General features: G+C 73.8%; 22 protein-coding genes and 2 pseudogenes. 16 read left to right on the forward strand and 8 right to left on the reverse strand.

Translation table 11 applies throughout. The annotated features are described in order from the left end of the window. Positions 1-9: 9 nt before the first annotated feature. The 4 genes and pseudogenes from ACOBQU_RS28505 to ACOBQU_RS28520 form a co-directional block, all read right to left on the reverse strand. Entirely contained in the window at positions 10-1,374 is a 1,365-nt protein-coding gene (locus ACOBQU_RS28505) for an ATP-binding protein (RefSeq protein ID WP_423634766.1), read from the reverse strand. 1,000 nt (positions 1,375-2,374) lie between these two features. Further along, a pseudogene (locus ACOBQU_RS28510) lies at positions 2,375-2,650 on the reverse strand (small secreted hydrophilic protein); the annotation flags it as partial. A 96-nt stretch (positions 2,651-2,746) separates the two neighbouring features. Then, positions 2,747-3,028 carry an Lrp/AsnC family transcriptional regulator gene (locus tag ACOBQU_RS28515; RefSeq protein ID WP_189732779.1) on the reverse strand — a complete coding sequence of 94 codons (282 nt, stop codon included), beginning with the start codon at positions 3,026-3,028 and terminating at the stop codon, positions 2,747-2,749. Then, positions 3,025-3,756 (reverse strand): rhomboid family intramembrane serine protease, encoded by a 732-nt coding sequence (locus ACOBQU_RS28520; RefSeq protein WP_423630840.1) that lies wholly within the window; start codon positions 3,754-3,756, stop codon positions 3,025-3,027. The genes ACOBQU_RS28515 and ACOBQU_RS28520 overlap by 4 nt, the downstream gene beginning before the upstream one ends. Before the next feature lie 187 nt (positions 3,757-3,943). On the opposite strand from ACOBQU_RS28520, the gene ACOBQU_RS28525 reads away from it, so the two are divergent. The 5 genes from ACOBQU_RS28525 to ACOBQU_RS28545 all read left to right on the forward strand — a co-directional run bounded on the left by ACOBQU_RS28525 (position 3,944) and on the right by ACOBQU_RS28545 (position 9,466). Then, on the forward strand, positions 3,944-4,183 hold the full coding sequence (locus ACOBQU_RS28525) for a hypothetical protein (RefSeq protein ID WP_423630842.1): 240 nt from the start codon (positions 3,944-3,946) through the stop codon (positions 4,181-4,183). A gap of 35 nt (positions 4,184-4,218) precedes the next feature. After that, complete coding sequence (locus tag ACOBQU_RS28530; protein WP_423630844.1) at positions 4,219-5,568, forward strand: NYN domain-containing protein; 1,350 nt, start codon at positions 4,219-4,221, stop codon at positions 5,566-5,568. 261 nt (positions 5,569-5,829) lie between these two features. After that, positions 5,830-6,885: an NlpC/P60 family protein gene (locus ACOBQU_RS28535; RefSeq protein ID WP_423630846.1), complete on the forward strand. Its 1,056-nt coding sequence runs from the start codon at positions 5,830-5,832 to the stop codon at positions 6,883-6,885. 243 nt (positions 6,886-7,128) lie between these two features. Continuing rightward, complete coding sequence (locus ACOBQU_RS28540) at positions 7,129-8,172, forward strand: NlpC/P60 family protein (protein ID WP_423630848.1); 1,044 nt, start codon at positions 7,129-7,131, stop codon at positions 8,170-8,172. A 97-nt stretch (positions 8,173-8,269) separates the two neighbouring features. Next, positions 8,270-9,466: a hypothetical protein gene (locus ACOBQU_RS28545; RefSeq protein WP_423630850.1), complete on the forward strand. Its 1,197-nt coding sequence runs from the start codon at positions 8,270-8,272 to the stop codon at positions 9,464-9,466. Here the strand turns inward: ACOBQU_RS28545 and ACOBQU_RS28550 are convergent. Next, complete coding sequence (locus tag ACOBQU_RS28550; protein WP_423630852.1) at positions 9,423-10,670, reverse strand: glycosyltransferase 87 family protein; 1,248 nt, start codon at positions 10,668-10,670, stop codon at positions 9,423-9,425. The two genes, ACOBQU_RS28545 and ACOBQU_RS28550, sit on opposite strands and share 44 nt — an antisense overlap. A gap of 246 nt (positions 10,671-10,916) precedes the next feature. Between ACOBQU_RS28550 and ACOBQU_RS28555 the strand changes: the two genes are divergently transcribed. Next, the gene (locus ACOBQU_RS28555; protein ID WP_423630854.1) at positions 10,917-12,059 is read left to right on the forward strand and encodes a glycosyltransferase family 4 protein; all 1,143 of its coding nucleotides are present in this window, start codon (positions 10,917-10,919) and stop codon (positions 12,057-12,059) included. Positions 12,060-12,227: 168 nt separating this feature from the next. On the opposite strand, the gene ACOBQU_RS28560 is transcribed toward ACOBQU_RS28555, so the two are convergent. Then, positions 12,228-14,024, reverse strand: a complete 1,797-nt coding sequence (locus tag ACOBQU_RS28560; RefSeq protein ID WP_423630856.1) for an AMP-dependent synthetase/ligase — start codon at positions 14,022-14,024, stop codon at positions 12,228-12,230. Positions 14,025-14,409: 385 nt separating this feature from the next. Here ACOBQU_RS28560 and ACOBQU_RS28565 point away from each other — a divergent pair, with 385 nt between their 5' ends. The 6 genes from ACOBQU_RS28565 to ACOBQU_RS28590 all read left to right on the forward strand — a co-directional run bounded on the left by ACOBQU_RS28565 (position 14,410) and on the right by ACOBQU_RS28590 (position 19,706). Beyond that, entirely contained in the window at positions 14,410-15,180 is a 771-nt protein-coding gene (locus ACOBQU_RS28565) for a metallophosphoesterase family protein (RefSeq protein WP_423630858.1), read from the forward strand. Positions 15,181-15,334: 154 nt separating this feature from the next. Continuing rightward, complete coding sequence (locus ACOBQU_RS28570; protein ID WP_423630860.1) at positions 15,335-15,778, forward strand: SRPBCC family protein; 444 nt, start codon at positions 15,335-15,337, stop codon at positions 15,776-15,778. A gap of 199 nt (positions 15,779-15,977) precedes the next feature. Further along, positions 15,978-17,156 carry an ArsA family ATPase gene (locus ACOBQU_RS28575; protein WP_423630862.1) on the forward strand — a complete coding sequence of 393 codons (1,179 nt, stop codon included), beginning with the start codon at positions 15,978-15,980 and terminating at the stop codon, positions 17,154-17,156. A gap of 79 nt (positions 17,157-17,235) precedes the next feature. Next, positions 17,236-17,745 carry a DUF5304 domain-containing protein gene (locus tag ACOBQU_RS28580; protein WP_423630864.1) on the forward strand — a complete coding sequence of 170 codons (510 nt, stop codon included), beginning with the start codon at positions 17,236-17,238 and terminating at the stop codon, positions 17,743-17,745. Positions 17,746-17,797: 52 nt separating this feature from the next. Beyond that, positions 17,798-18,751 carry an ROK family glucokinase gene (locus ACOBQU_RS28585; protein WP_423630866.1) on the forward strand — a complete coding sequence of 318 codons (954 nt, stop codon included), beginning with the start codon at positions 17,798-17,800 and terminating at the stop codon, positions 18,749-18,751. Between the two features lie 187 nt (positions 18,752-18,938). Then, positions 18,939-19,706, forward strand: coding sequence for an endonuclease/exonuclease/phosphatase family protein (locus tag ACOBQU_RS28590; protein WP_423630868.1), 768 nt, complete (start codon positions 18,939-18,941; stop codon positions 19,704-19,706). Here ACOBQU_RS28590 and ACOBQU_RS28595 read toward each other — a convergent pair. Further along, positions 19,703-20,332: a hypothetical protein gene (locus tag ACOBQU_RS28595; protein ID WP_423630870.1), complete on the reverse strand. Its 630-nt coding sequence runs from the start codon at positions 20,330-20,332 to the stop codon at positions 19,703-19,705. The two genes, ACOBQU_RS28590 and ACOBQU_RS28595, sit on opposite strands and share 4 nt — an antisense overlap. Then, positions 20,325-21,121: pseudogene (locus ACOBQU_RS28600) on the reverse strand (alpha/beta hydrolase). Before ACOBQU_RS28600 ends, ACOBQU_RS28595 begins: the two are co-directional and overlap by 8 nt. Before the next feature lie 266 nt (positions 21,122-21,387). Between ACOBQU_RS28600 and ACOBQU_RS28605 the strand changes: the two are divergent. From ACOBQU_RS28605 to ACOBQU_RS28620, 4 genes are all read left to right on the forward strand, one after another. Continuing rightward, positions 21,388-22,119 carry a lysophospholipid acyltransferase family protein gene (locus ACOBQU_RS28605; RefSeq protein WP_423630872.1) on the forward strand — a complete coding sequence of 244 codons (732 nt, stop codon included), beginning with the start codon at positions 21,388-21,390 and terminating at the stop codon, positions 22,117-22,119. A gap of 58 nt (positions 22,120-22,177) precedes the next feature. Continuing rightward, positions 22,178-23,404, forward strand: a complete 1,227-nt coding sequence (gene macS / locus ACOBQU_RS28610; RefSeq protein WP_423630874.1) for a MacS family sensor histidine kinase — start codon at positions 22,178-22,180, stop codon at positions 23,402-23,404. A 55-nt stretch (positions 23,405-23,459) separates the two neighbouring features. Then, positions 23,460-24,119, forward strand: coding sequence for a response regulator (locus ACOBQU_RS28615; protein ID WP_423634768.1), 660 nt, complete (start codon positions 23,460-23,462; stop codon positions 24,117-24,119). Positions 24,120-24,298: 179 nt separating this feature from the next. Continuing rightward, a complete protein-coding gene (locus ACOBQU_RS28620; RefSeq protein WP_423630876.1) occupies positions 24,299-25,327 on the forward strand; it encodes a 6-phosphofructokinase in 1,029 nt (342 codons plus the stop codon). The last annotated feature ends 53 nt before the right edge of the window (positions 25,328-25,380 follow it).

Below are 25,380 nucleotides of genomic sequence, written 5' to 3' on the forward strand. Positions count from 1 at the left end.
GCGGGTCCTTCATGGCTGCTGGTCCTCCAGGACGAGTACGAAGGTGGCGCCGCCGCCCTCGGTGGGGCGCAGGCACACCCGGCCGTGGTGGCCCTCGGCGATGGCCCGGACGATGGCGAGGCCGAGGCCCGCGCCGCTGGTGCGGGCGCCGCGTCGGGCGGTGCCGCGCCGGAAGCGCTCGAAGATGACCTCGGCGTCCTGCTCCTGCACGCCGGGGCCGCTGTCGGCGACGTACAGCTCGGTGCCCGTGGCCGTGTCGCGGGAGCCGACGCGGATGCGCTGGCCGTGGGTGGTGTGCTGCACGGCGTTCTGGGCGAGCTGGACCATGGCCTGGGTGATGCGCTGGGGGTCCAGGACGGCCTCGCGGTCGGCGACCTCGGCGAGCTGCCAGTCGCGCTCGCCCAGGGTGCGGGCCTTGACGAAGACGTCGGCGGTGAGTTCGGCGAGCTGCACGGGCTCGGGGGCGATGAAGTCGGGGCGCTCGGCCTTGGCGAGCAGCAGCAGGTCCTCGACGATGCGGCTCATCCGGTCCAGCTCGTCGGTGACCAGGCGGATCGTCTCCTCGCGCTCCGCCGGGTCGTCGCCCATCAGCTCCAGGTGGCCGCGCACGATGGTGATCGGGGTGCGCAGCTCGTGCCCGGCGTCGTCGACGAACTCGCGCTGCGCGGCGAAGGCCCGCTCCAGGCGGTCCAGCATCCCGTTGAACGTCTCGGCGAGGGCGGCGATGTCGTCGTGCCCGCGCACCGGTATGCGCCGGGTGAGGTCCTGCTCGGTGAGCTGCGCGGCGGCGGCGCGGACCAGGCGCACCGGCTTGAGGATGCGCCCGGCGACGGGCAGGGCGACGCCCGTGGTCAGCAGCAGGGCCACGCCGGAGATGAGCAGCAGGATGCGGAAGACGTCGTCGGCCTTGGCCTGTTCGGCGGCCGGGTGGAAGGCGACGACGAACGCGGCGTCCGGCTCGTCGCCGTGCCGCGCCACCTCCACCTTCGCCCAGCGCACCTCGCCGGACGCCCGCTTCAGGGTGCCGGTGGAGCCCTCGGCGGCGAAGATCTCCCGGCGGGCCCGGCCGTCGTCGCGCAGCGGGTGGCGTACGGACAGCTCGCGGCGCTGCGTGAACTGGGCGGGCCCCTGGCCCTCGCGGCCCACCAGGCCGATCAGCTCCTCGTCGGGGTCCGCGTACTGGCGTTCGAGGAAGACCTCCAGGAGGCGGGCCGGGTCGGTGAAGCGCGTGCCGGTCCTGGGGTCGACGCCCTGGTCGACGAAGTTGGTGAACTCGCCGGTCTCCTGCGTCAGCAGGCGGCTGACCCGCTGGTCGACGTCGCGCAGCAGGATCGAGCGGGTGGTGGCGGCGACGGCGGCGAGCGCCACCGCCATCACGAGCAGCAGCCACAACACGATACGGACACGCGCCGGGACACGCCGCCGCGCACCGGCGTCGGGCCCGACCGCCCGGGCCTCGGCCGCACGCGACCCGGCCGCACGCGCCTCGGCCGCACGTGAGTCGGCCGTCCCGGTGGCCTCCCGCGCGTCGGCGCGCGTGGCCGTGTTGGGGTGTTCTGTGGCTTTGGCCTGTTCACTCGCCTTGGCCGTGTCTGCCGCCCCGGCCGTCCTGGCGGCCTCTACCGCCTCGGCGTGCCTGGCCGTGTCGGCGCGTCCGGCCGTGTTGGCGTGTCCTGGGCCTTCGGTCTGCTCGCTCGCTCTGGCCGTGTCTGCCGTCTTGGTCGTACCGGCGGCCTCTACCGCCTCGGCGTACCTGGCCGTGTCGGCGTGCCTGGCCGTGTCAGCGCGCCTGGCCGTGTCGTCCTGCCTGGCCGTGTCGGTGCGCGTGGCTGTGTTGGGGTGTTCTGTCGCTTTGGCCTGTTCACTCGCCTTGGCCGTGTCTGCCGTCTTGATCGTCCCCGCGGCTTCCCGCGCCTCGGCCCGCCCGGTCGCCTCGGCGTGCCTGGCCGTGTCAGCGTGCCTGGCCGCGTCGGTGCGCGTGGCCGTGTGGGGGTGCCTGGCCGTGTTGGGGTGTTCTGTGGCTTCGGCCTGCTCGCTCGCGCTGGCCGTGTCTGCCGCCCCGGTCGTCCCGGCGGCTTCCCGCGCCTCGGCGTGCCCGGCCGCGTCAGCCCGCCCAGCCGCGTCAGCGTGCCCGGTCCCGTCGGCCGACCCAGCCGACCCAGCCGACCCAGCCGACCCAGCCGACCCAGCCGACCCGGTCGTCTCCGCCGTCTCTGCCATCTCAGCCGTCGTCGCCCGGGCCGTCGTCGTCGCCGTCGTCGTCTCCGCCGGGTCCGTCGTCCCCGTCGTCGTCACCCGAGCCACCCGAGCCCCCTGACCCACCCGAGCCTCCAGAGCCACCTGTGCCGCCCGACCCGCCGGGCCCGGCCTTGCCCCCGTCGGCGCCCGTGTCCCCCTGGCCCGGCCTGTCGTCCGCGCTCCCATCGCCGGACGGCGAACCGTCGCCGACCGGGGGCGGGGAGACCACCCGGTCGCTGGGCGTGGGCCGGGGCGTGTCCGGTGTCGCCGACGGGGAGCCGCTCTCCAGTTCGACCTTGGGCGGGACCTTGGGGGAGGAGGGGCTGTCGGTGAGGACGTAGCTCGTCACGGCGATGCCGAGGGGAATCGCCACGACGGCGGCGAGGGCCGCCATGCGCTGGGAGAAGACCATGGCAGCGAGGGTGCGGGGCGGACCGGTGCATCTGGATGAGTCCAGGATGAGGAAATCCTCATCCGGGCGCGGCGGCGCTCGGCTCGGGGCGCCCGGCTAGGAGTCCAGGCCGATCGCGAACGCGGCCTCCAGGTCGTGCTGCGAGTACGTGCGGAACGCGACGTGCGTGTCCGTGGCCTCCACGCCGGGGATCTTGCTGATCCGGCCGGGGATGACGTCCGCCAGGTCGTCGTGGCGGGCGACGCGGACCATGGCGATCAGGTCGTAGGTGCCGGTCACGGAGAAGACCTCGCTGACGCAGTCGAGGGCGGCGATCGACTCGGCGATCTCCGGGATCCGGTCCACGCTGGTCTTGATGAGCACGATCGCGGTGATCACGGCTGGCTGTCTCCCTCGGTGGCCGTTCCAGAGGACTTCACTGTACTTGGCCTGCCCGCACGCCCCCAGGCGTAGCAGAACCCCAGGCCGAAGCCCACCAGGTGCGCCAGGTACGCCACCCCCGGGCCCTGCTTCTGCTGGCTCGCGGCCACCCACTGGAGCGCCACCCAGAACGGCAGCACCACCCACGCCGGGAACCGCAGCGGCAGGAAGAACAGGAACGGGAAGAGGCTGGTGACGCGGGCCTTCGGGAAGAGATGGAGAAAGGCGCCGAGCACGGCCGAGATCGCGCCCGACGCGCCCACCAGGGTCCCCGGCGACCCGGCGTGCGCGATCGCGTAGCCGAGCAGCGCGAGCGCCCCGCAGCCGACCGTGAACAGGGCGTACTGGAGGTGCCCCATGCGTTCCTCGACCATGACCCCGAAGACGTACAGGAAGAGCATGTTGCCCAGCAGATGCAGCCAGCTGCCGTGCACGAACAGCGCCGTCACGAGGGTGAGCGCCGCCCGCGGCTTGCCGCTGAGCAGTTCGACGGGTACGACTCCCCAGCGCTCGAAGTAGGCCCGCTGCGCCGCGACGAGGGTCTCGCCGGTGCCGTACGCGGGGTTCAGGCCGGAGACCGGCGAGAGCAGGAAGACCGCACAGCACGTGGCGATCAGCGCGTACGTCACCGGGGCGGCCTGCCGCCGCAGCAGCCGCACCGCCGCCCTGCCCCAGGTGTCGATCATGTACAGAGCATGGCAGAAAGTGATCAATCGGCGGCTAACCGTACAGATCGGATCGACGGTGCGTCCACCCACGTCAACCGCGCCGCTCCCGCACCCGAGCCCGCTCTTTGCGCACGGGCGTCCTTACGCAGGCCTTAGGGTTACGGGACATACGCACCAGGTCCCCCGACGGAAGGCGAGCGTCACGATGCCGGTTCCCCTGCCGACCGACAGCACCCGATGGCGCTGCGCCCTCTGCGGCAACCTCACGCGCTTCGACGTGACCCGCTCCTCCAGGGCCGTCGAGTACGTGCACCTCGACCTCGCCGGAGAGCCGAGGGTCGAGGAACGCGAGGTGGTGAGTGAGACCATCGAGTCGGTCCGCTGCCGCTGGTGCAACGCGGTGGATCAGGTGGAACTCGTGGACAGGCCCGGGGCCGGCTCCTGAGCGGAGCGGGCCCCGCACAGCTAGTGGGGTGACCGATGGTTAAGAGCGCGGGCGGAACGCCGGAGGACGGCGCCGCTGAGGTGCTCGACCGTCCGCTGCCCGACGGCGTGCGGCGCGCGGTGGTGCAGATCGCCTCGGACGGCTTCGGCGGCCTCACGGTCGCGGAACTGCCGCCGCAGCTCAGGCAGTACGCCCGCTTCACGCCGAGCAGGCGGGTGAAGTTCGCGGGCAACGCCATGGCGGCGGCCCTGGAGAGCGACCCGCTGTTCCGCCAGCGCATCGGCGAGCGGCTGCGCGAGGCCCAGCCCGAGCTGGCCGCCGCCCTGGACGCGGGCACCCCGCCGCCCGCCGCCGACCCGCTGGACGTGGCGGCCGCCGCGTACGTCCTGCGCCCCACCGGCTGGGTGAAGCTCGTGACGGCGGCGGGCGAGGAGGCCCAGCGCGCGGACGCCGAGCGCGCCGACGAGGAGACCCGCGCCGAGCTGGAGCGGCTGCGCGCCGAGCTGGCCGCCGCCCGCGCCCACACCAAGGCCGAGACCGACCGCCTGCGCGGCGAGCTGGACGCGGTGAAGAAGGAAGCCGAATCGACGCACCGCAAGCTGCGCGGCGCGCTCAGCGACGTCAAGCGCGGCGAGGCGGCGCTGCGCAAGGCCGTCGCCGACACCGAGGCCGTGCGCGCCGAGGGGCAGGCGCAGCTGTCGGCGGCCGAGAGCGAGGTGCGGCGCCTGAAGTCCCGGCTTGGCGAGGCGGAGTCGGCCCTGGAGGCGACCCGCAGGGCCGCGCGCGAGGGCCGCAGCGTGGAGGACATGCGGGTGCGCCTGCTGCTCGACACGGTGCTCGACGCGGCCCAGGGGCTGCGCCGCGAACTCGCCCTGCCGCCGGTGTCCGTGCGGCCCGCCGAGACCGTCGACGCGGTCGAGCCCGGCCGGATGACGCCCAAGGACATCGCGGCCCGCGCCCTGTCCGAGAACGACCCGGCGATCCTCGACCAGCTCCTGGCCCTGCCCCAGGCCCATCTGGTGGTGGACGGCTACAACGTCACCAAGACCGGCTATCCGACGATGCCCCTGGAGAAGCAGCGCCTGCGCCTGCTCGGCTCGCTGTCCCAGCTGGCGCTGCAGAGCGGGGCCGAGGTCACCTGCGTCTTCGACGGGGCCGAACTCGCCGCGCCGGTGCTGCTCGCGCCGCCGCGCGGCGTGCGGGTGCTGTTCTCGAAGCCGGGCGTGACGGCGGACGAGCTGATCCGCCAGCTGGTGCGCGCCGAGCCGCCCGGGCGGCCCGTCATCGTCGTGTCGACCGACCGCGAGGTGGCCGACGGGGTCGCCAAGGCCGGGGCGCGCCCGGTGGCGTCGGCGGTCCTTTTGAAGCGGCTCACCCGGGGCTGAGCACAACGCGGCTTGCGCGGGCCTTGGCCTGACTTTCACTCACCTGGGCCCCCTCCGTAACTCCCGTACCGTATGCCCGAATTGGACCGAGTGTGGATGCGACGCAGCGTCAACTGACCACTACGGAACGTCGATCAATCGTAAAGAAAACGCTCGCCGACCGACTTTTGTACGGTCAGGATTTGATCTGATCACAGACGGGTCACTAGGGTCGCGCGCAGACCTCCGCTCTGTTGATCACTCATCGAAGGAGCCGCCTTCGTGGCTTCCCACCGTCGACCCAAGCAGCCCAACCGTGCGCGGGTGACCGTGCTCACCGCGACCGCCGCCGCTGCCGTGGCCCTCACCTCGCAGGCCGCCAACGCCGCGCCCAGCGAGAAGCCGAGCAAGGACGAGGTCAAGTCCAAGGTCGACAAGCTCTACGAAGAGGCCGAGAAGGCGACCGAGAAGTTCAACGGCGCCAAGGAGAAGCAGCAGAAGCTGGAGAAGCAGGTCGACCGCCTCCAGGACAAGGTCGCCCGCGGCCAGGACGAGCTGAACGACCTGCGCGGCGGCATCGGTTCGCTCGCCAGCGCGCAGTACCGCTCCGGCGGCATCGACCCCTCGCTCCAGCTGTTCCTCTCCTCCGACCCGGACAGCTACCTGGACAAGGCCTCCACGCTCGACCAGCTGAGCAGCAAGCAGGCCGAGGCCCTGAAGAAGATCCAGGCCAAGCAGCGCACCCTCGCGCAGCAGCGCAAGGAGGCCGCCGACAAGCTCAAGGACCTCGCCACCACGCGCGAGGAGCTGGGCAAGAAGAAGCGCGAGGTCCAGGGCAAGCTCGGCGAGGCCCAGCGGCTGCTCAACTCGCTGTCCGCCAAGGAGCGCGCCGCCCTGAAGGCCAAGGAGGACCGCGCCAGCCGCGACTCCGAGCGCAAGGCGATGGACGCCCCCAAGACCGACGCCCCCAAGGGCGGCGTGAAGGGGTCGAGCCGCACCATGGCGGCGTACGCCGCGGCCCAGAGCAAGCTCGGCTCGCCCTATGTGTACGGCGCGACCGGCCCCAGCTCCTTCGACTGCTCCGGCCTCACCTCCTGGGCGTACGCGCAGGCCGACGTCTCCATCCCGCGCACCTCGCAGGCCCAGGCCAACGCCGGTACGCGCATCTACTCGCAGAGCGACCTCAAGGTCGGCGACCTGGTCATCTTCTACGGCGACCTGCACCACGTCGGCTTCTACGCGGGCAACGGCCAGGTGCTGCACGCCCCGCGCACCGGCACGGTCGTGCGCTACGAGTCGATCAACAACATGCCGTTCCAGTTCGGCGTCCGGATCTGACGGCCCCAACGGCCCACGGCGGTCCGCCCAATCGGGCGAATTCCGCCACCTTCCAGTGACCCCGCGCCCCGTCGATGACCTGCGTCAGAGGCGGGGCGTCACTGTGCGTGCACGCCGGAGGTCGTTGGTCGCGGGGTGATCACGGGGCTACTGTCGCGCGCGTTCCCCGACAACCGGGGTGCGGCTCCCGCCCGCGCGGGGGTCCGTCCAACGGAAGTCCAACGGAAGGGAGAGCGGCTACCCGTGGGGTCCCATCGCCGTCCCGCAGTCACCGGCCTCGACCGGAGCGCGCGCACCGCCACCGTCACCGTGCTGTCCGCCGCCACGGCGGCCGCCGCCCTCGCGGTCCCCGCGAGCGCCGCGCCGAAGGACACACCCGCCGCGACCAAGGCCAAGGTGGACCGGCTCTACGAGCAGGCCGAGCAGGCGACCGAGGCGTACAACAAGGCGGACGAGCGGGCGAAGGCGCTGCGCCGCCAGGTCGACCGGGCCCAGGACCAGGTCGCCCGCGGCCAGGAGCGCATCAACGCGATGCGCGACGCGCTCGGTTCGCTCGCCGGGGCCCAGTACCGCTCGGGCGGCATCGACCCCTCGCTCGCCCTGATGCTGTCCTCCGACCCGGACGGCTACCTCGACAAGGCCTCCGCCCTCGACCGCATCAGCGCCCGCCAGTCCGGCGAGCTGGGCAAGCTCCAGCGGGCCCAGCGCGCCCTCGCCCAGGAGCGCGCCGAAGCCGGGCGCACGCTCGCCCAGCTGGAGAAGAGCCGCAAGGCGGTGGCCCGCCACAAGCGCACCGTCGAGGACAAGCTCGCCAAGGCCCGGCGGCTGCTCAACTCCCTGTCGCGCACGGAGCGCGAGGAGTACGACCGCCCCTCGCGCTCGGCGGCGGGCGGCGGTGACACGGCCCGCCCGGACCTCTCCGGCGCCGGGGCCCCGGCGTCCTCGCGGGCGGCGGCCGCCATCGCCGCGGCCCGCTCGGCGGTCGGCAAGCCGTATGTGTGGGGCGCCAACGGCCCCTCCGGCTTCGACTGTTCGGGCCTCACCCAGTGGTCGTACGCGCAGGCGGGCGTCGGCATTCCGCGCACCTCGCAGGCCCAGCGGAACGCGGGGCGGCAGGTGCCGCTCGCCCAGGCGCAGCCCGGCGACCTCGTCACCTACCGCGACGACGCCAGCCACGTGGGGATGTACGTGGGCAACGGCCAGGTCGTGCACGCGCCCTACCCGGGGGCCGCGGTGCGCTACGACCCGGTGAACATGATGCCGGTCTCGGGCGTGACGCGGGTCTGAGGCGACGCCGCGCGCGGGCGGCGGGATGACGCGAATGCGAGGGTGACCTCCGCCGCCGGGCCGTGGCCGGGCCCGCCGCCGCCGTACGATCGGAAACGTGGCTGGTCGACGGCGTGGGCGCGGGATCAAGGCGGTGGGCGTCTGCCTCGCCGTGCTCGCGCCCGCCGCGCTCGCGGGCTGCGGCGGGCCCGCGACGCCCGACGCGGGGCCCGGCGACGTGCGGCGGCTGCTCGACCGGCGCGCGGAGGCGGTCCTGGAGCGGGACGAGCGGGCGTACCGGGCGACGGGCACCGCCGCCGGGTACGACAGGCTGCGCGCGCTCCCGCTGACGTCCTGGGAGTACCGCCTGAAGGACTTCGACCGCGACGGCTCCCGGGCCACCGCCACCGCCGAGCTGAGCTACCGCGTCGCGGACTACGACCGGGCCCCGCTGACCGCCGAGCGCGCGCTGACCCTGAAGCGGCGCGACGGGCGGTGGTACGTGACCGGGGAGCGGCCCGCGCGCAAGGCCGCCGGGCAGCTGTGGGACCAGGGGCGCGTCGACGTGGTGCGGGGCGCCCACAGCCTGGTGCTCGGCGTCGGCCGGAGCCGGGCGGACCTCAAGCGGTACGCGACGCTCGCCGACACCGCGGTGCCCGCGGTGCGCAAGGCCTGGCCGCGGCCCTGGCCGGGGCGGGTCGTCGTCCTCGTACCGAAGTCCCTGGACAGCATGGCGGACCTGCTCGGAGCGCCCGCCTCCGGCTACCAGGGCATCGCGGCCGTGACGACGGGCGAGGCGGGCGGCTCGGGGAAGGCGCCCGCGGACCGGATCATCATCAACCCCGAGGCGTACGGTGTCCTCGGCGACCTCGGCAAGCAGGTCGTCCTCACCCACGAGGCCACGCACGTCGCGACCCGCGCGGACACCTCGCGGGCCACCCCGCTGTGGCTCTCCGAGGGCTTCGCCGACTGGGTCGGCTACCGCGGCACCGGCCGCTCCCCGCGGCAGGCCGCGCCGGAGCTGCGGCGCGCGGTCGCCGACGGAGCCCTGCCCGCCGCGCTCCCCGAGGACCGGGACTTCGGCTTCAGCGGGGACGCGGGCCGCCTCGCGGCCTCGTACGAGGGGGCGTGGCTGGCCTGCCGGATGATCGCCGAGGAGTGGGGCGAGCGGAAGCTCGTCGCGTTCTACACGGCGGTCGGCGGGCACGACGAGCGGGCGGGCGCCGTCGAGGACGCCCTGCGCGAGGTCCTCGGCACGAGCCCGGAGGAATTCACCGCGCGCTGGCGTGACTATCTGCGGCAGGAGCTTGGCTGACCAGGCCGGACAGCGCCCCCGGCCGTGGCGCGGCGACGACCGTGTCCCGCCACAGGGTCCGGCAGGCGAGCACCGTCGCGGCCACGAGCAGGCCGTTGCGGACGACGAGCAGGGCGATGCCGAGCGCGTCGCTCGCCACCACGTGCGAGAACCACACGGGGAACTCCAGGAACGTCACCGGCGTCGCGGCGAGCACCAGCCAGGCGGGCAGCGCCATCCGGCTGTCGCGCCGCGCCAGGCACACGGCGGCGATGCCCACGAGCCACACCAGGTACTGCGGGCTGATCACCCGGCTGGTCGTCGTGAACAGCAGCACCGCCGCGAACGCCGCGTCCGCGGGCGTGCCCGGCGCCCAGGCGCGCGCCCGCGCCCGCCACAGCACCAGCCAGCCGAGGCCCGCCAGGGACAGCGCCTGCGCCACGCCGCTGACCAGCGGCACGTACGGGCCGAGGAACTCCACCGAGCCGTAGTGGAGCTGGACGGTGCCCTGCCAGCCGAAGTGCCGTGCCACGTGGAACACCAGGGCGCCCAGCGACTCCACCTCCGTGCCGCGGTCCCGCTGGAAGGCCAGGAACGCGAGCGCGCCCGGCATCGCCACCCAGAACGCCGCCCCGAGCCCGCCCGCCGTGAGCGCCGCCGCGCCCCAGGAGCGGCGGGTGGCCTGCCCGCGCGGCGCGCCGACGAGCAGCAGCAGCGGCCACCCCTTCACCAGCGCGCCGAACCCGGCGAGCGCCCCCGACGCGTGGGCGCGGCCCGCCCCCGCGAGCAGCGCCGCCACGGCGACGGCCGTCACCATCACGTCGTACCGGGCGTACGCCGTCGGCCCGAGCAGCGCCACGCCCGCCGTCCACACCCAGGTGCCCCGCTGCGTCCTGCCCGGGCGGGCGCCCGCGTACAGGAGCAGCCCCGTCACCACCGCGTCGGCCAGCAGGCACAGCAGGAAGAACCCCGCCGGGTAGCTCAGGGACGGCAGCCAGCCCGGGGCGAGCACCGCGAGGGCCGCGCCCGGCGGGTACTGCCACGTCACGTCGTCCAGCGGGAACGTGCCGGTGCGCAGCACCTCGTACCAGCCCTGGTAGATGAACGTGACGTCGCTGGTGACGTCGGGGCCCGGGGTGACCAGGACGCGGAAGACGCACAGCAGGAGCAGGGCTCTCGTCAGGGCCCAGACCCCCAGGACCCGCAGCTCGGGGAAGCCGGTCATATACACCTCGCCTGCCGTTTCGTCTCTTTTGGGGTGGTTTGCGGCCTTCATGATGACGGTGGGCGGGGGGTGAGCGGGTGAGGCGGGGCCGTGACCCTCGCGGTGCGCTCTGGAGCGTTGCGGGCTGGGCTGGATCGTGCCGGTCGCGGCAGAGCTTTCAGCCCGTCCGGCGTTTGAGGACGAGGCGCGGAGCGCCGATCAAGCGGCGCCGGGCGCCCACGCCAGAAAGGGGTACTGTCGGCGGCGATGCACAAGACCCTGATCGTCACCAACGACTTCCCGCCCCGCCCCGGCGGCATCCAGGCGTTCCTGCACAACATGGCGCTGCGCCTGGACCCGTCCGAGATCGTCGTCTACGCCTCCACCTGGAAGCGCGGCCGCGAGGGTGCCGAGGCCACCGCCGCCTTCGACGCAGAGCAGCCCTTTCCGGTCGTCCGCGACCCCACGACGATGCTGCTCCCGACGCCCCGCGTCACCCGCCGCGCCGTCTCGCTCCTGCGCGAACACGGCTGTACGTCGGTGTGGTTCGGGGCGGCCGCGCCGCTCGGCCTGATGGCGCCCGCGCTGCGCAGGGCCGGGGCGCGGCGGCTCGTGGCCACCACCCACGGGCACGAGGCGGGCTGGGCCCAGCTGCCCGCGTCCCGGCAGCTGCTGCGCCGCGTCGGCGAGTCCACGGACACCCTCACCTACCTCGGCGAGTACACGCGCTCGCGGATCGCCGCCGCCCTCACGCCCGCCGCCGCCTCGCGCATGGTGCAACTCCCGCCCGGCGTCGACGAGAAGACCTTCCACCCCGGCTCCGGCGGCGCGGCGGTGCGGGCGCGGCTCGGGCTCACCGACCGCCCGGTCGTGGTCTGCGTCTCGCGGCTCGTCCCGCGCAAGGGCCAGGACACGCTGATCCTCGCCCTGCCCCGGATCCTCGCGGCCCAGCCGGACGCGGTGCTGCTCATCGTGGGCGGCGGGCCGTACGAGAAGGAGCTGCGGAAGCTCGCCGCGGAGACCCGGGTCGCGGACTCGGTGGTCTTCACCGGCGCGGTGCCGTGGGAGGAGCTGCCCGCCCACTACGGCGCCGGGGACGTCTTCGCCATGCCGTGCCGCACCCGCCGCGGCGGGCTCGACGTCGAGGGCCTCGGCATCGTCTACCTGGAGGCCTCCGCCACCGGGCTGCCCGTGGTGGCGGGGGACTCCGGCGGGGCGCCGGACGCCGTGCTCGACGGGGAGACCGGGTGGGTCGTGCGCGGGGGCTCCGCGGAGGAGACCGCCGATCGGATCGTGGCGTTGCTCGGCGACGCGGAGCTGCGGGAGCGGATGGGGGAGCGGGGGCGCGCCTGGGTGGAGGAGCGCTGGCGCTGGGACCTCTTGGCGGAACGCCTGCGCGCGCTGCTGTGACCCTGCCGGGGGCTCCCCAACCCCGCCCCTTCCCGAAACCAGGGGGCTCCGCCCCCTGGACCCCCGTAAATCGGCCTGGCGGCCTCGTCCTCAAGCGCCGGACGGGCTGGAAATAGCCCGTCCGGCGCTTGAGGACGAGGCGCGAAGCGCCGATGGCCCCTGCGGACGCTACCCGCGGTACAGCGCCTCGATCTCGTCCGCGAAGTCCTTCGCCACGACGTTGCGCTTCAGCTTCAGGGACGGCGTCAGATGCCCCGAGTCCTCGGTGAACTGCGCGGGCAGGACGCGGAACTTGCGGACGGACTCGGCCTTGGAGACGGCCGCGTTGCCGTCGTCCACCGCGCTCTGCACGGCGGCGAGGAGGTCGGGATCCTCCCGCAGGGAGGCGGCCGTCGCCCCGGCGGGCTTCCCGTGGTCGGCGGCCCACCGCCCAAGGAACTCCTCGTCGAGCGTGACGAGCGCGGCCACGAACGGCCGCCCGTCCCCGACGACCATGCACTCGGCGACGAGCGCGTGCGCCCGGATGCGGTCCTCGATGACGGCGGGGGCGACGTTCTTGCCGCCCGCGGTGACGATGATCTCCTTCTTGCGGCCGGTGATCCGCAGATACCCGTCCTCGTCGAGCGTGCCGATGTCCCCGGTGTGGAACCAGCCGTCGGCGAGGGCCTCCTCGGTGGCGGCGTCGTTGTTCCAATAGTGCGAGAAGAGGTGCTCGCCGTGGAGGAGGACCTCGCCGTCGTCGGCGATGCGCACCACCGACCCCGGCAGCGGCTGCCCGACCGTGCCGATCTTCTGCCGGTCCCAGGGGTTGAACGCGGTGGCCGCGCAGGACTCCGTGAGGCCGTACCCCTCAAGGACGGTGAAGCCGATGCCGCGGAAGAAGTGGCCAAGGCGCTCGCCGAGCGGCGCGCCGCCGGAGATCGCGTACTCGCCGCGCCCGCCGAGGACGGCCCGCAGCTTGCTGAAGACGAGCTTGTCGAACACCCTGTGCTTCAGGCGCAGGCCCAGGGACGGGCCGCTCGGGGTGTCGAGCGCGCGGCTGTAGGCGATCGCCGTGTCCGCCGCCTTGTCGAAGATCTTGCCCTTGCCGTCGGCCTGCGCCTTGGCGCGCGCCCCGTTGTAGACCTTCTCGAAGACGCGCGGCACGCCGAGGATCAGCGTCGGCCTGAACGCGGCCAGTTCGTCCGTGAGGTGCTTGATGTCGGGCGCGTGGCCCAGCTTGATGGGGGCCATCAGCGCGGCCACCTCCACCAGGCGGCCGAAGACGTGCGCGACGGGCAGGAAGAGCAGGACGGAGCACTCACCCGTACGGAAGAGGGGATTCAGCCGCTCCACCACGTTGCCGCACTCCGCGAAGAAGCTGCGGTGGGTGAGGACGCAGCCCTTGGGGCGGCCCGTGGTGCCGGAGGTGTAGACGATGGTCGCCGGGTCGTCGGCGCCCGCGACGGCGCTGCGCTCGTCGACCGTCGCGTCCGGGACCTCGGCGCCCGCCCGGTTCAGCTCCTCCACGCCGCCGCGCTCGATCTGCCACACATGGGCCAGCGACGGCAGGCGGTCGCGCACCGAGTCCACGGCCGCCGCGTGCGCGTCCGACTCGACGACGCAGGCCACGGCGCCGGAGTCGCCGAGGATCCACTGGATCTGCTCGGCCGAGCTGGTCTCGTACACCGGGACGGTGACCGCGCCCGCGCTCCAGATCGCGAAGTCGAACAGCGTCCACTCGAAGCGCGTACGGGACATCAGACCCACCCGGTCGCCCGGGCGCACGCCCGCGGCGATCAGGCCCTTGGCGGTGGCGCGCACCTCGGCGAGGAAGGCCGTCGCGGTGACGTCCTGCCAACTCCCGTTCACCTTGCGGCCGATGACGGCGACATCCGGGTGCTGCGCGGCGTTGCGGCGGACGATGTCGGTCAGATTGCCGTCCGCGGGGACCTCGTACAGGGCCGGAAGGCTGAACTCGCGCAAGACTGCTGCTCCTACATAGGGCGCCGGCGCCACGACGTTGTGCGATGCGACGGTGCGGTCCAAGGTCGGGCAGGTGCTCAGCGGGGGCTTGTCGGGGGGTCCTCGGGGAGGTCTGCGGAGGCCTCGGGGGTGGTGCGGGGAATGTTGTTGAGGGGCTGAGCACTACTGGACTGCCCGGACGTTACCCATCGGTATGGCTGGTTCGGTAGGGGGGCCGGGCCAGATGTTCCGTGCGTCACACGACGTTGTGGTCTGAACCGCACAGTACGCCACGGACTTCCTGACTCGGAAGTAACCGCAGGTCGTCCGCGTCCCCGTCCGCCCCCGTCTGAGGCCCTCCGACCGCCCTACCGAGCGGTACCGGACCCGGCTTAGGGTGTCCGGCATGCGAGGTTTCCGGGTCCATGTGATCAGTGACGTGCACGGCAACGCCGCCGACCTGGCCCGCGCCGGTGACGGCGCCCACGCCCTGATCTGCCTGGGTGACCTGGTGCTCTTCCTGGACTACGCCGATCACTCGCGCGGCATCTTCCCCGACCTGTTCGGCAAGGAGAACGCCACCCGCCTCGTCGAGCTGCGCACCGCGCGCCGCTTCGAGGAGGCCCGCGCGTTCGGCGCCTCGCTGTGGGCGGGCGTCGACCGCGGCCCCGCCGTGGAACGCGCGGTGCGCAAGCAGTACGCCGAACTCTTCGCCGCCTTCCCCACGCCGACGTACGCCACGTACGGCAATGTCGACATGCCGGAGCTGTGGCGCGAATACGCCGGTGAGGGCACCACCGTCCTCGACGGCGAGCGCGTCGAGATCGGCGGCCGGGTCTTCGGGTTCGTCGGCGGCGGCCTCAAGACCCCGATGCGCACGCCGTACGAGATCAGCGACGAGGAGTACGCCGCCAAGATCGAGGCCGTCGGCGAGGTCGACGTGCTGTGCACCCACATCCCGCCGGAGGTCCCCGACCTCGTGTACGACACCGTGGCGCGCCGCTTCGAGCGGGGCAGCCGGGCGCTCCTCGACGCCATCCGCCGCACCCGGCCCCGGTACGCCCTCTTCGGCCACGTCCACCAGCCGCTGGCGCGGCGCATGCGGATCGGCGCGACGGAGTGCGTGAACGTGGGGCACTTCGCCGGGTCGGGGCGGCCGTTCGCCCTGGAGTGGTGACCGCTTCCGGGCCCCGGGGCCACCGCCGGTGCCCCGGGCCCCGGGACGGGTGACCGGCGGCCGCCGCGTGCGCGGTAGCCTTCAGCGGCGGGCACTGCACCGCACCGGGCAGCGCCCGCACCAGCACCGGACCGCATCTGGAGGAGCCACGGCGATGGCGGAACACACCAGCTCGACCATCACGATCGAGGCGGCTCCGGCCGACGTCATGGGCGTGATCGCCGACTTCGCTCGCTACCCGGAGTGGACCGGCGAGGTCAAGCTGGCCGAGGTGCTGGCCACGGACGGCTCCGGGCGGGCCGAGAAGGTGCGCCTCGTCATGGACGCGGGCGCGATCAAGGACGACCAGACGCTGGCGTACACCTGGAACGGGGACAACGAGGTGTCCTGGACCCTCGTCAAGTCCCAGATGCTGCGCTCGCTCGACGGGACGTACCTGCTGAAGCAGGCCGGGACGGGCACCGAGGTCACCTACCGGCTCACCGTGGACGTCAAGATCCCGATGCTGGGGATGATCAAGCGGAAGGCGGAGAAGGTCATCATCGACCGGGCGCTGGACGGCCTGAAGAAGCGGGTCGAGGCGAAGCCTCAGCCGTAACCGGGGGGTCGTTCTTCGGCTCTCCCCGGGTGAGTGGTGTCCGCCGCTGCCGCGGCGGTGCTCTTCCCACCCGCCCGCCCGTGCCCCTCGACCGAGCGGTGACCGCCCCTCGTGGGGGCGCGCCGCCGCGCAGCGGCGGGGCGGAGGCGCAAGCGGTACCGCCCAAGGCGCCCCCGCCAGCGCCACGTACGGTGAGGTCATGCGTACCGTTCTGCTCACCGGCCCCGGCGGCTCCGGCAGGAGCACCGTCGCGGCCGCCACCGCCCTGACCGCCGCCCGCGAGGGCGCCCGCACGCTGGTGGTCTCGGCGGACCCGCAGGACACGCTGGGCGCCGCCCTCGGCACCCGCACGGGCCCCGCGCCGACCCCGGTCGCCCCGGGCCTGACGGCGCTGCGCCCCGACCCCGACGACGGCTTCCGGGCCGAGCTGCTCGCCGCGCAGGACCACACCCGCGCCGCCCTGGACCTGCTCGGCGCCGAGCGGCTCGACGACGAGGAGCTGACCGCCCTGCCCGGCGCCGCCGAGCTGGCCGTCCTGCGCACGCTGCGCGACATCGCCGACGGCACGCACGGCACGTACGACACCGTGGTCGTCGACCTGCCCGCCGCCCCCCGGGCCCTCGCCCTGCTCGCGCTGCCCGAGCAGCTGCGCCGCTATCTGCGCCGTCTGCTGCCCCCGGAGCGGCAGGCGGCCCGCGCCCTGCGCCCGATGCTCGGACGCCTCGCGGGCGTCCCCGTGCCCGCCGCCTCGCTGTACGAGGCGGCGGCCCGCTGGGACGCCCGGCTCGCCGCCGCGCAGGCCGTGATCGAGGCGCCGGACACCAGCGTCCGCCTGGTCGCCGAACCGGGCCCGGCGGGCGCCGACGCCGTGGCCGCCGCCGTCACCGGGCTCGCGCTGCACGGCCTGCGCCTGGACGCCGTCGTCGCCAACCGCGTCGTACCGGACCCCGACGGCGACACCCCCTGGCTCGCCGCCCTGCGCGCCCAACAGCACAAGGCCCTGGCGGAGTGGGAGACGGCGTACGCCACCCACCGCGTGCCGCACCTCGGCCAGGACCCGCGCGGCGCCGACGACCTCGCCGCCCTCGGCCTGCCCGCCCCGGGACCCGCGCCCGCCCCCGTCGACTGGCCGGTCACGGACGCGCTCGCCGAGGAGTCCCTGCTGATCTGGACCATCCCGCTGCCCGGCGCCGTACGCGACGACCTGGGCCTGATCCGGCGCGGCGACGAACTCGTCGTCACCGTCGGCCCGTTCCGCCGGATCGTCCCGCTGCCGTCCGCGCTGCGCCGCTGCACCGTCACCGGCGCGGCCCTGCGCGACGGGACCCTGCGGATCCGCTTCACCCCCGACCCGGACCTGTGGCCGCGCACCCGGTGAACCGCGCTGCGCCGTTCGGGTAACGTCGACAGTACGCACTGATACGCATTCATCGGCCCTGCGCAGGAGTCAGCCCGTCATGAGCGATGCCACCGAGCGCGACGCGTCCGAGCCGGAGCGCCCCGAGCCCCAGCACCCCGGGCCCGTCGACGCCGACGCGTGGGCGACCGCCTGCGCCGAGGACCTCGCGGCGGAGAAGGCCCGCCGCCGCGCCCAGTACGGGCCGCCGCCCGGCTCCGCCGCCGAGGAGCTGCGCAAGCTCGTCGACGCCGTGTCCGACAAGCTGTCCGGCCTCCAGGCCCCGCTCCTCGGCGCGGTCGCGCAGGGCGCGGTGCAGGAGACCGTGCAGCAGGTCGTGAAGCAGGCCAGGGCCGCCGTCGAGCCCGTCATCGAGCGCAACCCCGACGTCTTCGACCACCTGGCCGCCGCGGGCGCCGAACTGCTCGCGGCCTACCGCAGCGCGGTCACCGGCCAGGAGGGCCGCTGGACCCGCGACACCGGCGACCGGCCGGAGCAGGCGGCCCGGCCGGACGGCTCCGACCGCCGCGACGAGGGCCCCGGACCTGGCGAACACATCGATCTGGACTGACCCCCCTCGGGTACGGTGGGCCGTAGCGGGGCTCGATCGAACTGAGGGATTCATGGGACTCACCATCGGCGTCGACATCGGCGGCACGAAGATCGCGGCCGGAGTGGTCGACGAGGACGGTCACATCCTGTCGACGTTCAAGGTGCCGACCCCCGGCACCGCCGAGGCCATCGTCGACGCGATCGCCTCCGCCGTGGACGGCGCGCGGGCCGGGCACGAGATCGTCGGCGTGGGCATCGGCGCCGCGGGATACGTCAACCGCGAGCGCTCCACCGTCTACTTCGCGCCGAACATCGACTGGCGCCAGGAGCCGCTCAAGGACGAGGTCGAGCGGCGGGTGGGCCTGCCGGTCGTCGTGGAGAACGACGCCAACGCGGCCGCCTGGGGCGAGTACAAGTTCGGCGGCGGCAAGGGCCACCGCAACGCCATCTGCATCACGCTCGGCACCGGCCTCGGCGGCGGCATCATCATCGGCAACAAGCTGCGCCGCGGTCACTTCGGCGTCGCCGCCGAGTTCGGCCACATCCGGATGGTGCCGGACGGCCTGCTGTGCGGCTGCGGCTCGCAGGGCTGCTGGGAGCAGTACGCCTCCGGGCGCGCCCTCGTGCGGTACGCCAAGCAGCGCGCCAACGCCGCCCCGGAGAACGCCGAGTACCTGCTCTCCCTCGGCGACGGCACCCCCGACGGCATCGAGGGCAAGCACATCTCGATGGCCGCCCGCCAGGGCGACCCGGTCGCCGTGGACTCCTACCGTGAGCTGGCCCGCTGGGTCGGCGCGGGCCTCGCCGACCTGGCCTCGCTCTTCGACCCGTCGGCGTTCATCGTCGGCGGCGGCCTCTCCGACGAGGGCGAGCTGGTGCTCGACCCGATCCGCAAGTCCTTCAAGCGGTGGCTCGTGGGCGCGCAGTGGCGCCCGCAGGCGGAGGTCATCGCGGCGCGGCTGGGCAACAAGGCGGGGCTCGTCGGCGCGGCGGATCTGGCTCGGGAGCCTGATCCGGTGATGTGACCCCTGGCCGTGGGGGTGGCCCCCGCGTGGGGCGCCGTCGATCGCGCTGCGCGCTCGTCCTCAAACGCCGGACGGGCTCTTGTCCGCAGACGCCGGACGGGCTCTGTCCTCAAGCGCCGGACGGGCTGAGACCAGCCTGTCCGGCGCTTTCGCGTGTCCGTCGCGGGTGTCCCGTATCTTGATCGCCATGCCCACAAGCCCGACGCGTACGCTGCCCAACTCCCGCACCGAAGCCGACGGTTCGGCCGTGATCAGGGTGCTCAGCTACAACATCCGCTCGATGCGCGACGACACCGACGCGCTGGCCCGCGTCATCGCCGCCTGCGCACCCGACCTGGTCCTCGTGCAGGAGGCGCCCCGGTTCTTCCGCTGGCGCAAGAAGCTGGCGCGGCTCGCCCGCGCCAGCGACCTGGTGATCCTCTCCGGCGGCGGCACGGCGGCCGGGCCCGCGCTGCTGTGCTCGCTGCGGGCCACCGTGGAGCGGACCGAGGACGTGCTGCTTCCGCTGACGCCGGGGCTGCACCGGCGCGGCTTCGCCACGGCCGTGGTGCGCTTCGGCGGCGTCCGGCTCGGCGTGCTGAGCTGCCATCTGAGCCTCCAGCGCGACGAGCGGTACGACCAGGGCGGGATGCTCCTCGACCGGCTCGCCGGGATGGGCGTGGACCACGCGGTCGCGGGCGGCGACCTCAACGACCGGCCCGACGGGCGCACCTTCCGCAGGCTCGCGGGCGCCCTCCAGGACTGCTGGGCCACCGCGCCCTGGGGCGGCGAGCAGACCTCGACGCCCGCCGACCCGCACCAGCGCATCGACGCGATCTTCGCCACCCCCGGCGTCCAAGTCCTCGGCTGCGGCGTGCCGTTGGGCCACCCGGGCGTACGGGACGAGGACCTCAGGGCGGCCACGGACCACCTGCCGGTCCTCGCCGCCCTGCGCGTACCGGCGGCCCGGGGCTAGACGACCGCGCCGCGGCCCGGGTCGTCGTCCTCCTCGTCGTCCCCGCTCTTCATGCGGACGACCAGCGTCGTGAAGCCGCCGAGGAAGCCGCCGATGCCGAGCGTCGTCAGCCACCACGTCATCTGCCAGCCGAGCAGCACGGCAAGCAGCAGCAGGATGGGGCCGCCGATGACGGCCAGCCAGGCGAACTTGGCGGTGACGTCGGCCTCCGGCAGCGGCGGCGGCTCGGGCGGCACGAAGTGGCCCTCGTCGTCCTCGTCGAAGTCGTCGTCGGAGGGCTCCGGCGCCTCGTAGTCCCGCGGGCCCGCGCCGCCCACGCCCGGGGCGAAGGAGACGGAGCTGCCGAGCGGGCGCGGCGCGTCGCCGCTCTTGTCGCCGATGTCCTTCGACAGGTCGGGGCGGGCGCCGTCCCCGGCGGGGCCGTTGGACTCCGACTCCAGGAGGGCCAGGTCCTCCACCGACTTGAAGGGCTTGGCGCCGGGCGGGTCCGCGGGCTCCTCGCCGTACCCGGCGACGATGGCCCGCCACGCCGCCTCCTCGTCCAGCGGCACCGCGGGCTCCTCGCCCGGGGGCACCGTCCGCTCGTCGGGCTCGCGGCTCTCGTCGCGGTCCTGCTGCTCAGCCACCGGTGGCCGTCCCTTCCTCCGCCGTCTGCGCGGCGAGCGCTGCCTGTGCGGCGAGTCGGCCGACGAAGGCGAAGCTCTCCTCGAAGATCCGGTCCGCGTCATGGTCCAACGTCGCCACGTGGTAGCTCTGTTCCAGCAGGATCTCCGTGACGTCCGTGGACGACACCCGGCTGAGGACGCGGGCGGAGTCCGCGGGCGGCACCACGTGGTCCTGCGGGCTGTGCAGGAGCAGCAGCGGCTGGGTCACCTGCGGCAGTTCGGCGTCGACGCGCTGGAAGAAGCGGCGCATCGAGTGCGCGGCGTGCAGCGGCACCCGCTGGTAGCCGATCTCGGCCGAGCCGTCCTTGGCGATGTCGCTCGCGATGCCCTTGGTGGAGGGCACCAGGAAGCGGAGCACCGGCAGGGCGCGGGCGGCCAGGCCGTGCACCTTGTTCGCCGGGTTGACGACGACCACGCCGCGCACCGCGTCGCCGTGCTTCGCGGCGAGCCGGAGGGCCAGGGCGCCGCCCATCGACAGGCCGAAGACGAAGACCTCCGCGCAGCGCTCGCGCAGCAGGCGCAGCTCGCGGTCCACCTCCGCGTACCAGTCCTGCCAGCCCGTGACCTGCATGTCCTGCCAGCGCGTGCCGTGCCCGGGCAGCAGCGGCAGGGACACGGACAGGCCGCGCTCCGCCAGGTACTCCGCCCAGGGGCGCAGGGACTGGGGGATCCGGTGAAGCCGTGACACAGCAGGACGCCGACCTCGCCGCCCTCGCGGCGGTACGGCTCGGCTCCGGGGAGGACCGGCACCTTCGGTCTCCTTCGTGAGAGGGGTTGCGGGGTGTGGGAGAGGGAATCGCGGGCGTTGCGGGCGTTGCGTGCGGGGAGGTACGTCGCGTTCGGGGGTACTTCACGGTACGCGACCGGGCTGACACCGACCAGGGCCGTCCGGTCGGCGGAACCGCCCGATGCCGCCGGTGGCCGGGCCGCGCGCGTGCTCCGGAGGGAGCGCGGGCGCCAGTCGGGTTATGGTCTGATCCACAGACACAGGAGGCAGTCGGTTGATCTACGGCGCAATGAAGTTTTCCATCGGAGGGCCCCTGAAGCTCGCCTTCAGGCCCTGGGTGGAAGGCCTGGAGAACATTCCCGCCGACGGCCCCGCCATCCTGGCCAGCAACCACCTGTCGTTCTCGGACTCCTTCTTCCTGCCCGCGGTCCTGGACCGCAAGGTCACCTTCATCGCGAAGGCCGAGTACTTCACCACGCCCGGCGTCAAGGGGCGGATGACCGCCGCGTTCTTCAAGGGCGTCGGCCAGCTCCCGGTGGACCGCTCGGGCGCGCGCGGCGCGGGCGAGGCGGCCATCAAGAGCGGCATCGAGGTCCTGGAGCGCGGCGAGCTGTTCGGGATCTACCCCGAGGGCACCCGCTCGCCCGACGGGCGGCTCTACCGCGGCAAGCCCGGGGGCCTGGCCCGCGTCGCGCTCGCCACGGGCGCGCCCGTCATCCCCGTGGCGATGATCGACACGGAGAAGATCCAGCCGCCCGGCAAGGTCGTGCCGAAGCTGATGCGCCCCGGCATCCGCATCGGCAAGCCCCTGGACTTCCGCCGCTACCAGGGCATGGAGGGCGACCGCTTCGTGCTGCGGGCGGTCACCGACGAGGTCATGTACGAGATCATGAAGCTCTCCGGCCAGGAGTACGTGGACATCTACGCCACCGCCGCGAAGCGCCAGCTCCAGGAGGCCGCCAAGGCGGCGAAGGAGGCCGTGAAGGCGGAGAAGGCGGAGCGGGAACGGTCCGGCGCCTAGCGGCGTCGGTGCAAGGGGGGCGGGAGGCGTCCTCAGGGGCTGGGGGGCGTGGGGGTTCATGGCCAGGCGCGAGAGAGTCATGCGGATGTCCGTCGAGCTGCCGCTGTGGCGCGCGCTCGCCGCGTACCGCGTCCTGACCATGCTGTACGCCGTCGCCCTCTTCGTCGCCGCGCACGGCGACTTCGCCCACCCGTGGGTGGCCGTCGGCTACTTCGCGACGCTCGCGGTCTGGACCCTCGCCACGCTGCCGAAGGTGGCCAACGCGGCGAGCTGCACCAGGGCCTTCCTCGCCGTCGACCTGGCGGTCGCCCTCACCGGCATCCTGCTCACCCGGGCGGCCGACGCCCCCGAGCGGATCGCCGACGGCGGCCCGACGCTGCCGTCGATCTGGACCGCGGGCGCCGTCCTCGCCTTCGCGATCAAGGGCGGCTGGCGGTGGGCGGCGGGCGCCTCGCTGCTCGTCGGCGTCGCGAACGTCGTCCAGCGCGGCGCCTTCAGCCGCGACACCGTCCACAACGTCCTCCTCGTCTGCATCGCGTCCATCGCCATCGGGTACGTCGTCGAGGTGGCCCGCGCCTCCGAGCGCACGCTGGCCCGGGCCCTGGAGATCGAGGCCGCCACCCGGGAGCGGGAGCGCCTGGCCCGGGACATCCACGACAGCGTGCTCCAGGTCCTCGCGATGGTGCAGCGCCGCGGCACCGCCATCGGCGGCGAGGCGGCCGAGCTGGGCCGGATGGCGGGGGAGCAGGAGGTCGCGCTGCGCACCCTGGTCGCGGGCGGCCTGGCGCGCACCTCGCACGTGTCGGAGGACGCCGCAGAGGGCGCCGTGGTGCGGGTCGTGGAGGAGCCCGACGACGAGCCCGCCGCCAGCTGCGACCTGCGGACGCTGCTCGCCCCGTACGCCGGGGCGAAGGTGACGCTCTCGGAGCCGGGCGCCCCGGTGACCCTGGCGGCGCACGCGGCCCGGGAACTCACCGCGGCCGTCGGCGCGTCCCTGGACAATGTCCGCAAGCACGCCGGGGAGGCCGCCCGCGCCTGGATCCTGGTCGAGGACGAGCCGGACGCCGTCATCGTGACCGTGCGGGACGACGGCCCCGGCATCCCCCAGGGGCGGCTCGCGCAGGCCGAGGGGGAGGGGCGGCTGGGCGTCGCCCTGTCGATCCGCGGCAGGCTGCGGGACATCGGCGGCACGGCCGAGCTGATCTCGGTGCCGGGCCAGGGAACGGAAGTGGAGCTGCGCGTCCCCAGGGACGCAGGGGGAATACGGAAGCGACCCGATGACTGAACACACCGAACAGCAGCACGACCCGCGGGACGGCGGCGGGGCCCCGGTGAAGGTGATGGTGGTCGACGACCACCCGATGTGGCGCGACGCCGTCGCCCGGGACCTCGCCGAGTCCGGCTTCGACGTGGTGGCGACCGCGGGCGACGGCGAGCAGGCGGTGCGGCGCGCCCGGGCCGCCGGACCCGACGTGCTGGTCCTGGACCTGAACCTGCCGCTGAAGCCGGGCGTGCGGGTGTGCAAGGAACTCGTCGGCGCCAACCCGGCGCTGCGGGTCCTGGTGCTCTCCGCGAGCGGCGAGCACGCCGACGTCCTGGAGGCCGTCAAGTCCGGCGCCACCGGCTATCTGCTGAAGTCCGCCTCCACCGACGAGCTGATCGACGCCGTGCGCCGCACCGCCGTGGGCGACGCCGTCTTCACGCCGGGCCTCGCGGGCCTGGTCCTCGGCGAGTACCGCCGCCTGGCGTCCGAGCCCGCGCCCGCGACGCCCGACGAGCCGGGCGCCCCGCGCCTGACCGACCGCGAGACCGAGGTGCTGCGCCTGGTCGCCAAGGGCCTGAGCTACAAGCAGATCGCCGAGCGCCTGGTCATCTCGCACCGCACGGTGCAGAACCACGTCCAGAACACCCTCGGCAAGCTCCAGCTGCACAACCGCGTCGAACTGGTGCGGTACGCCATCGAACGCGGCCTCGACACCGACGAGCCCACCGGCCCCTGACCCCGGGTCCACCGTCGACGCGCGCCCCGGACATGCCCCCTTCGGGTGAACCCCGGGGCGCGCCTCATGCGCAACTCCCGTACCAGACAGGGGAATTCACCGTCCACCCCATCCCGGAGTGACGCGGATCACCATTAGCGTGGCCCGCGTCAGCGCAACCGCGGCGAAGGGACATTTCCATGCGGGTCGGAGTTCTGACCGGAGGCGGCGACTGCCCCGGGCTCAATGCCGTCATCCGGGGCGTCGTCCGCAAGGGCGTACAGGAGTACGGGTACGAGTTCGTCGGGTTCCGCGACGGCTGGCGCGGGCCGCTCGAAGGCGACACCGTCCAGCTCGACATCCCCGCCGTCCGCGGCATCCTGCCCCGCGGCGGCACCATCCTCGGCTCGTCGCGCACCAACCCCCTCAAGGCCGGGAACGGCATCCGGCGCGTGAAGGAGAACCTCGCCAAGAACGAGGTCGAGGCCCTGATCGCGATCGGCGGCGAGGACACCCTCGGCGTCGCCGCCCGCCTCACCGACGAGTACGGGGTGCCTGTCGTCGGCGTGCCGAAGACCATCGACAACGACCTGTCCGCCACCGACTACACCTTCGGCTTCGACACGGCCGTCGGCATCGCCACCGAGGCCATCGACCGGCTGCACACCACCGCCGAGTCGCACATGCGGGTCCTGGTCGTGGAGGTCATGGGCCGCCACGCGGGCTGGATCGCGCTGCACTCGGGCCTCGCGGGCGGCGCCAACGTCATCCTCATCCCCGAGCAGCGCTTCGACCTCGACCAGGTCTGCGCCTGGGTCACCTCGCGCTTCAGGGCCTCGTACGCGCCGATCGTCGTCGTCGCGGAGGGGGCCATGCCCAAGGACGGCGACGTGGTCCTCAAGGACGAGTCCCTGGACTCCTTCGGGCATGTGCGCCTGTCCGGCGTGGGGGAGTGGCTGGCCAAGGAGATCGAGAAGCGCACCGGCAAGGAGGCCCGCACGACGGTCCTCGGCCACGTCCAGCGGGGCGGCACGCCGAGCGCCTTCGACCGCTGGCTCGCCACCCGGTTCGGCCTGCACGCCATCGACGCCGTGCGGGACGGGGACTTCGGCAAGATGGTGGCGCTGCGGGGCACGGACATCGTGCGGGTGCCCATCGCGGAGGCCACCGCCAGGCTGAAGACGGTGGATCCCTCCCTGTACCGGGAGGTCGGCGTGTTCTTCGGCTGACGCGCGGCGCTCGGCCGCGGGGGCCCGGCTCGCGGCCACGGTGCCGGGCCACC

The sequence above is a fragment of the Streptomyces sp. G45 genome, from assembly GCF_049542095.1.
Taxonomy (GTDB): domain Bacteria; phylum Actinomycetota; class Actinomycetes; order Streptomycetales; family Streptomycetaceae; genus Streptomyces.

Bases quoted from the DNA above. Each gene is read 5' to 3' on its own strand.
- ACOBQU_RS28580 (WP_423630864.1), top strand. From the start codon at position 17,236: ATGAGCGATGCCACCGAGCGCGACGCGTCCGAGCCGGAGCGCCCCGAG.
- ACOBQU_RS28565 (WP_423630858.1), top strand. From the start codon at position 14,410: ATGCGAGGTTTCCGGGTCCATGTGATCAGTGACGTGCACGGCAACGCC.
- ACOBQU_RS28525 (WP_423630842.1), top strand. From the start codon at position 3,944: ATGCCGGTTCCCCTGCCGACCGACAGCACCCGATGGCGCTGCGCCCTC.
- ACOBQU_RS28620 (WP_423630876.1), top strand. From the start codon at position 24,299: ATGCGGGTCGGAGTTCTGACCGGAGGCGGCGACTGCCCCGGGCTCAAT.
- ACOBQU_RS28590 (WP_423630868.1), top strand. From the start codon at position 18,939: ATGCCCACAAGCCCGACGCGTACGCTGCCCAACTCCCGCACCGAAGCC.
- macS (WP_423630874.1), top strand. From the start codon at position 22,178: ATGGCCAGGCGCGAGAGAGTCATGCGGATGTCCGTCGAGCTGCCGCTG.
- ACOBQU_RS28530 (WP_423630844.1), top strand. From the start codon at position 4,219: ATGGTTAAGAGCGCGGGCGGAACGCCGGAGGACGGCGCCGCTGAGGTG.
- ACOBQU_RS28520 (WP_423630840.1), bottom strand. From the start codon at position 3,756: ATGATCGACACCTGGGGCAGGGCGGCGGTGCGGCTGCTGCGGCGGCAG.
- ACOBQU_RS28570 (WP_423630860.1), top strand. From the start codon at position 15,335: ATGGCGGAACACACCAGCTCGACCATCACGATCGAGGCGGCTCCGGCC.
- ACOBQU_RS28615 (WP_423634768.1), top strand. From the start codon at position 23,460: ATGGTGGTCGACGACCACCCGATGTGGCGCGACGCCGTCGCCCGGGAC.
- ACOBQU_RS28550 (WP_423630852.1), bottom strand. From the start codon at position 10,670: ATGACCGGCTTCCCCGAGCTGCGGGTCCTGGGGGTCTGGGCCCTGACG.
- ACOBQU_RS28555 (WP_423630854.1), top strand. From the start codon at position 10,917: ATGCACAAGACCCTGATCGTCACCAACGACTTCCCGCCCCGCCCCGGC.
- ACOBQU_RS28505 (WP_423634766.1), bottom strand. From the start codon at position 1,374: ATGGCGGTGGCGCTCGCCGCCGTCGCCGCCACCACCCGCTCGATCCTG.
- ACOBQU_RS28575 (WP_423630862.1), top strand. From the start codon at position 15,978: ATGCGTACCGTTCTGCTCACCGGCCCCGGCGGCTCCGGCAGGAGCACC.
- ACOBQU_RS28585 (WP_423630866.1), top strand. From the start codon at position 17,798: ATGGGACTCACCATCGGCGTCGACATCGGCGGCACGAAGATCGCGGCC.
- ACOBQU_RS28605 (WP_423630872.1), top strand. From the start codon at position 21,388: ATGAAGTTTTCCATCGGAGGGCCCCTGAAGCTCGCCTTCAGGCCCTGG.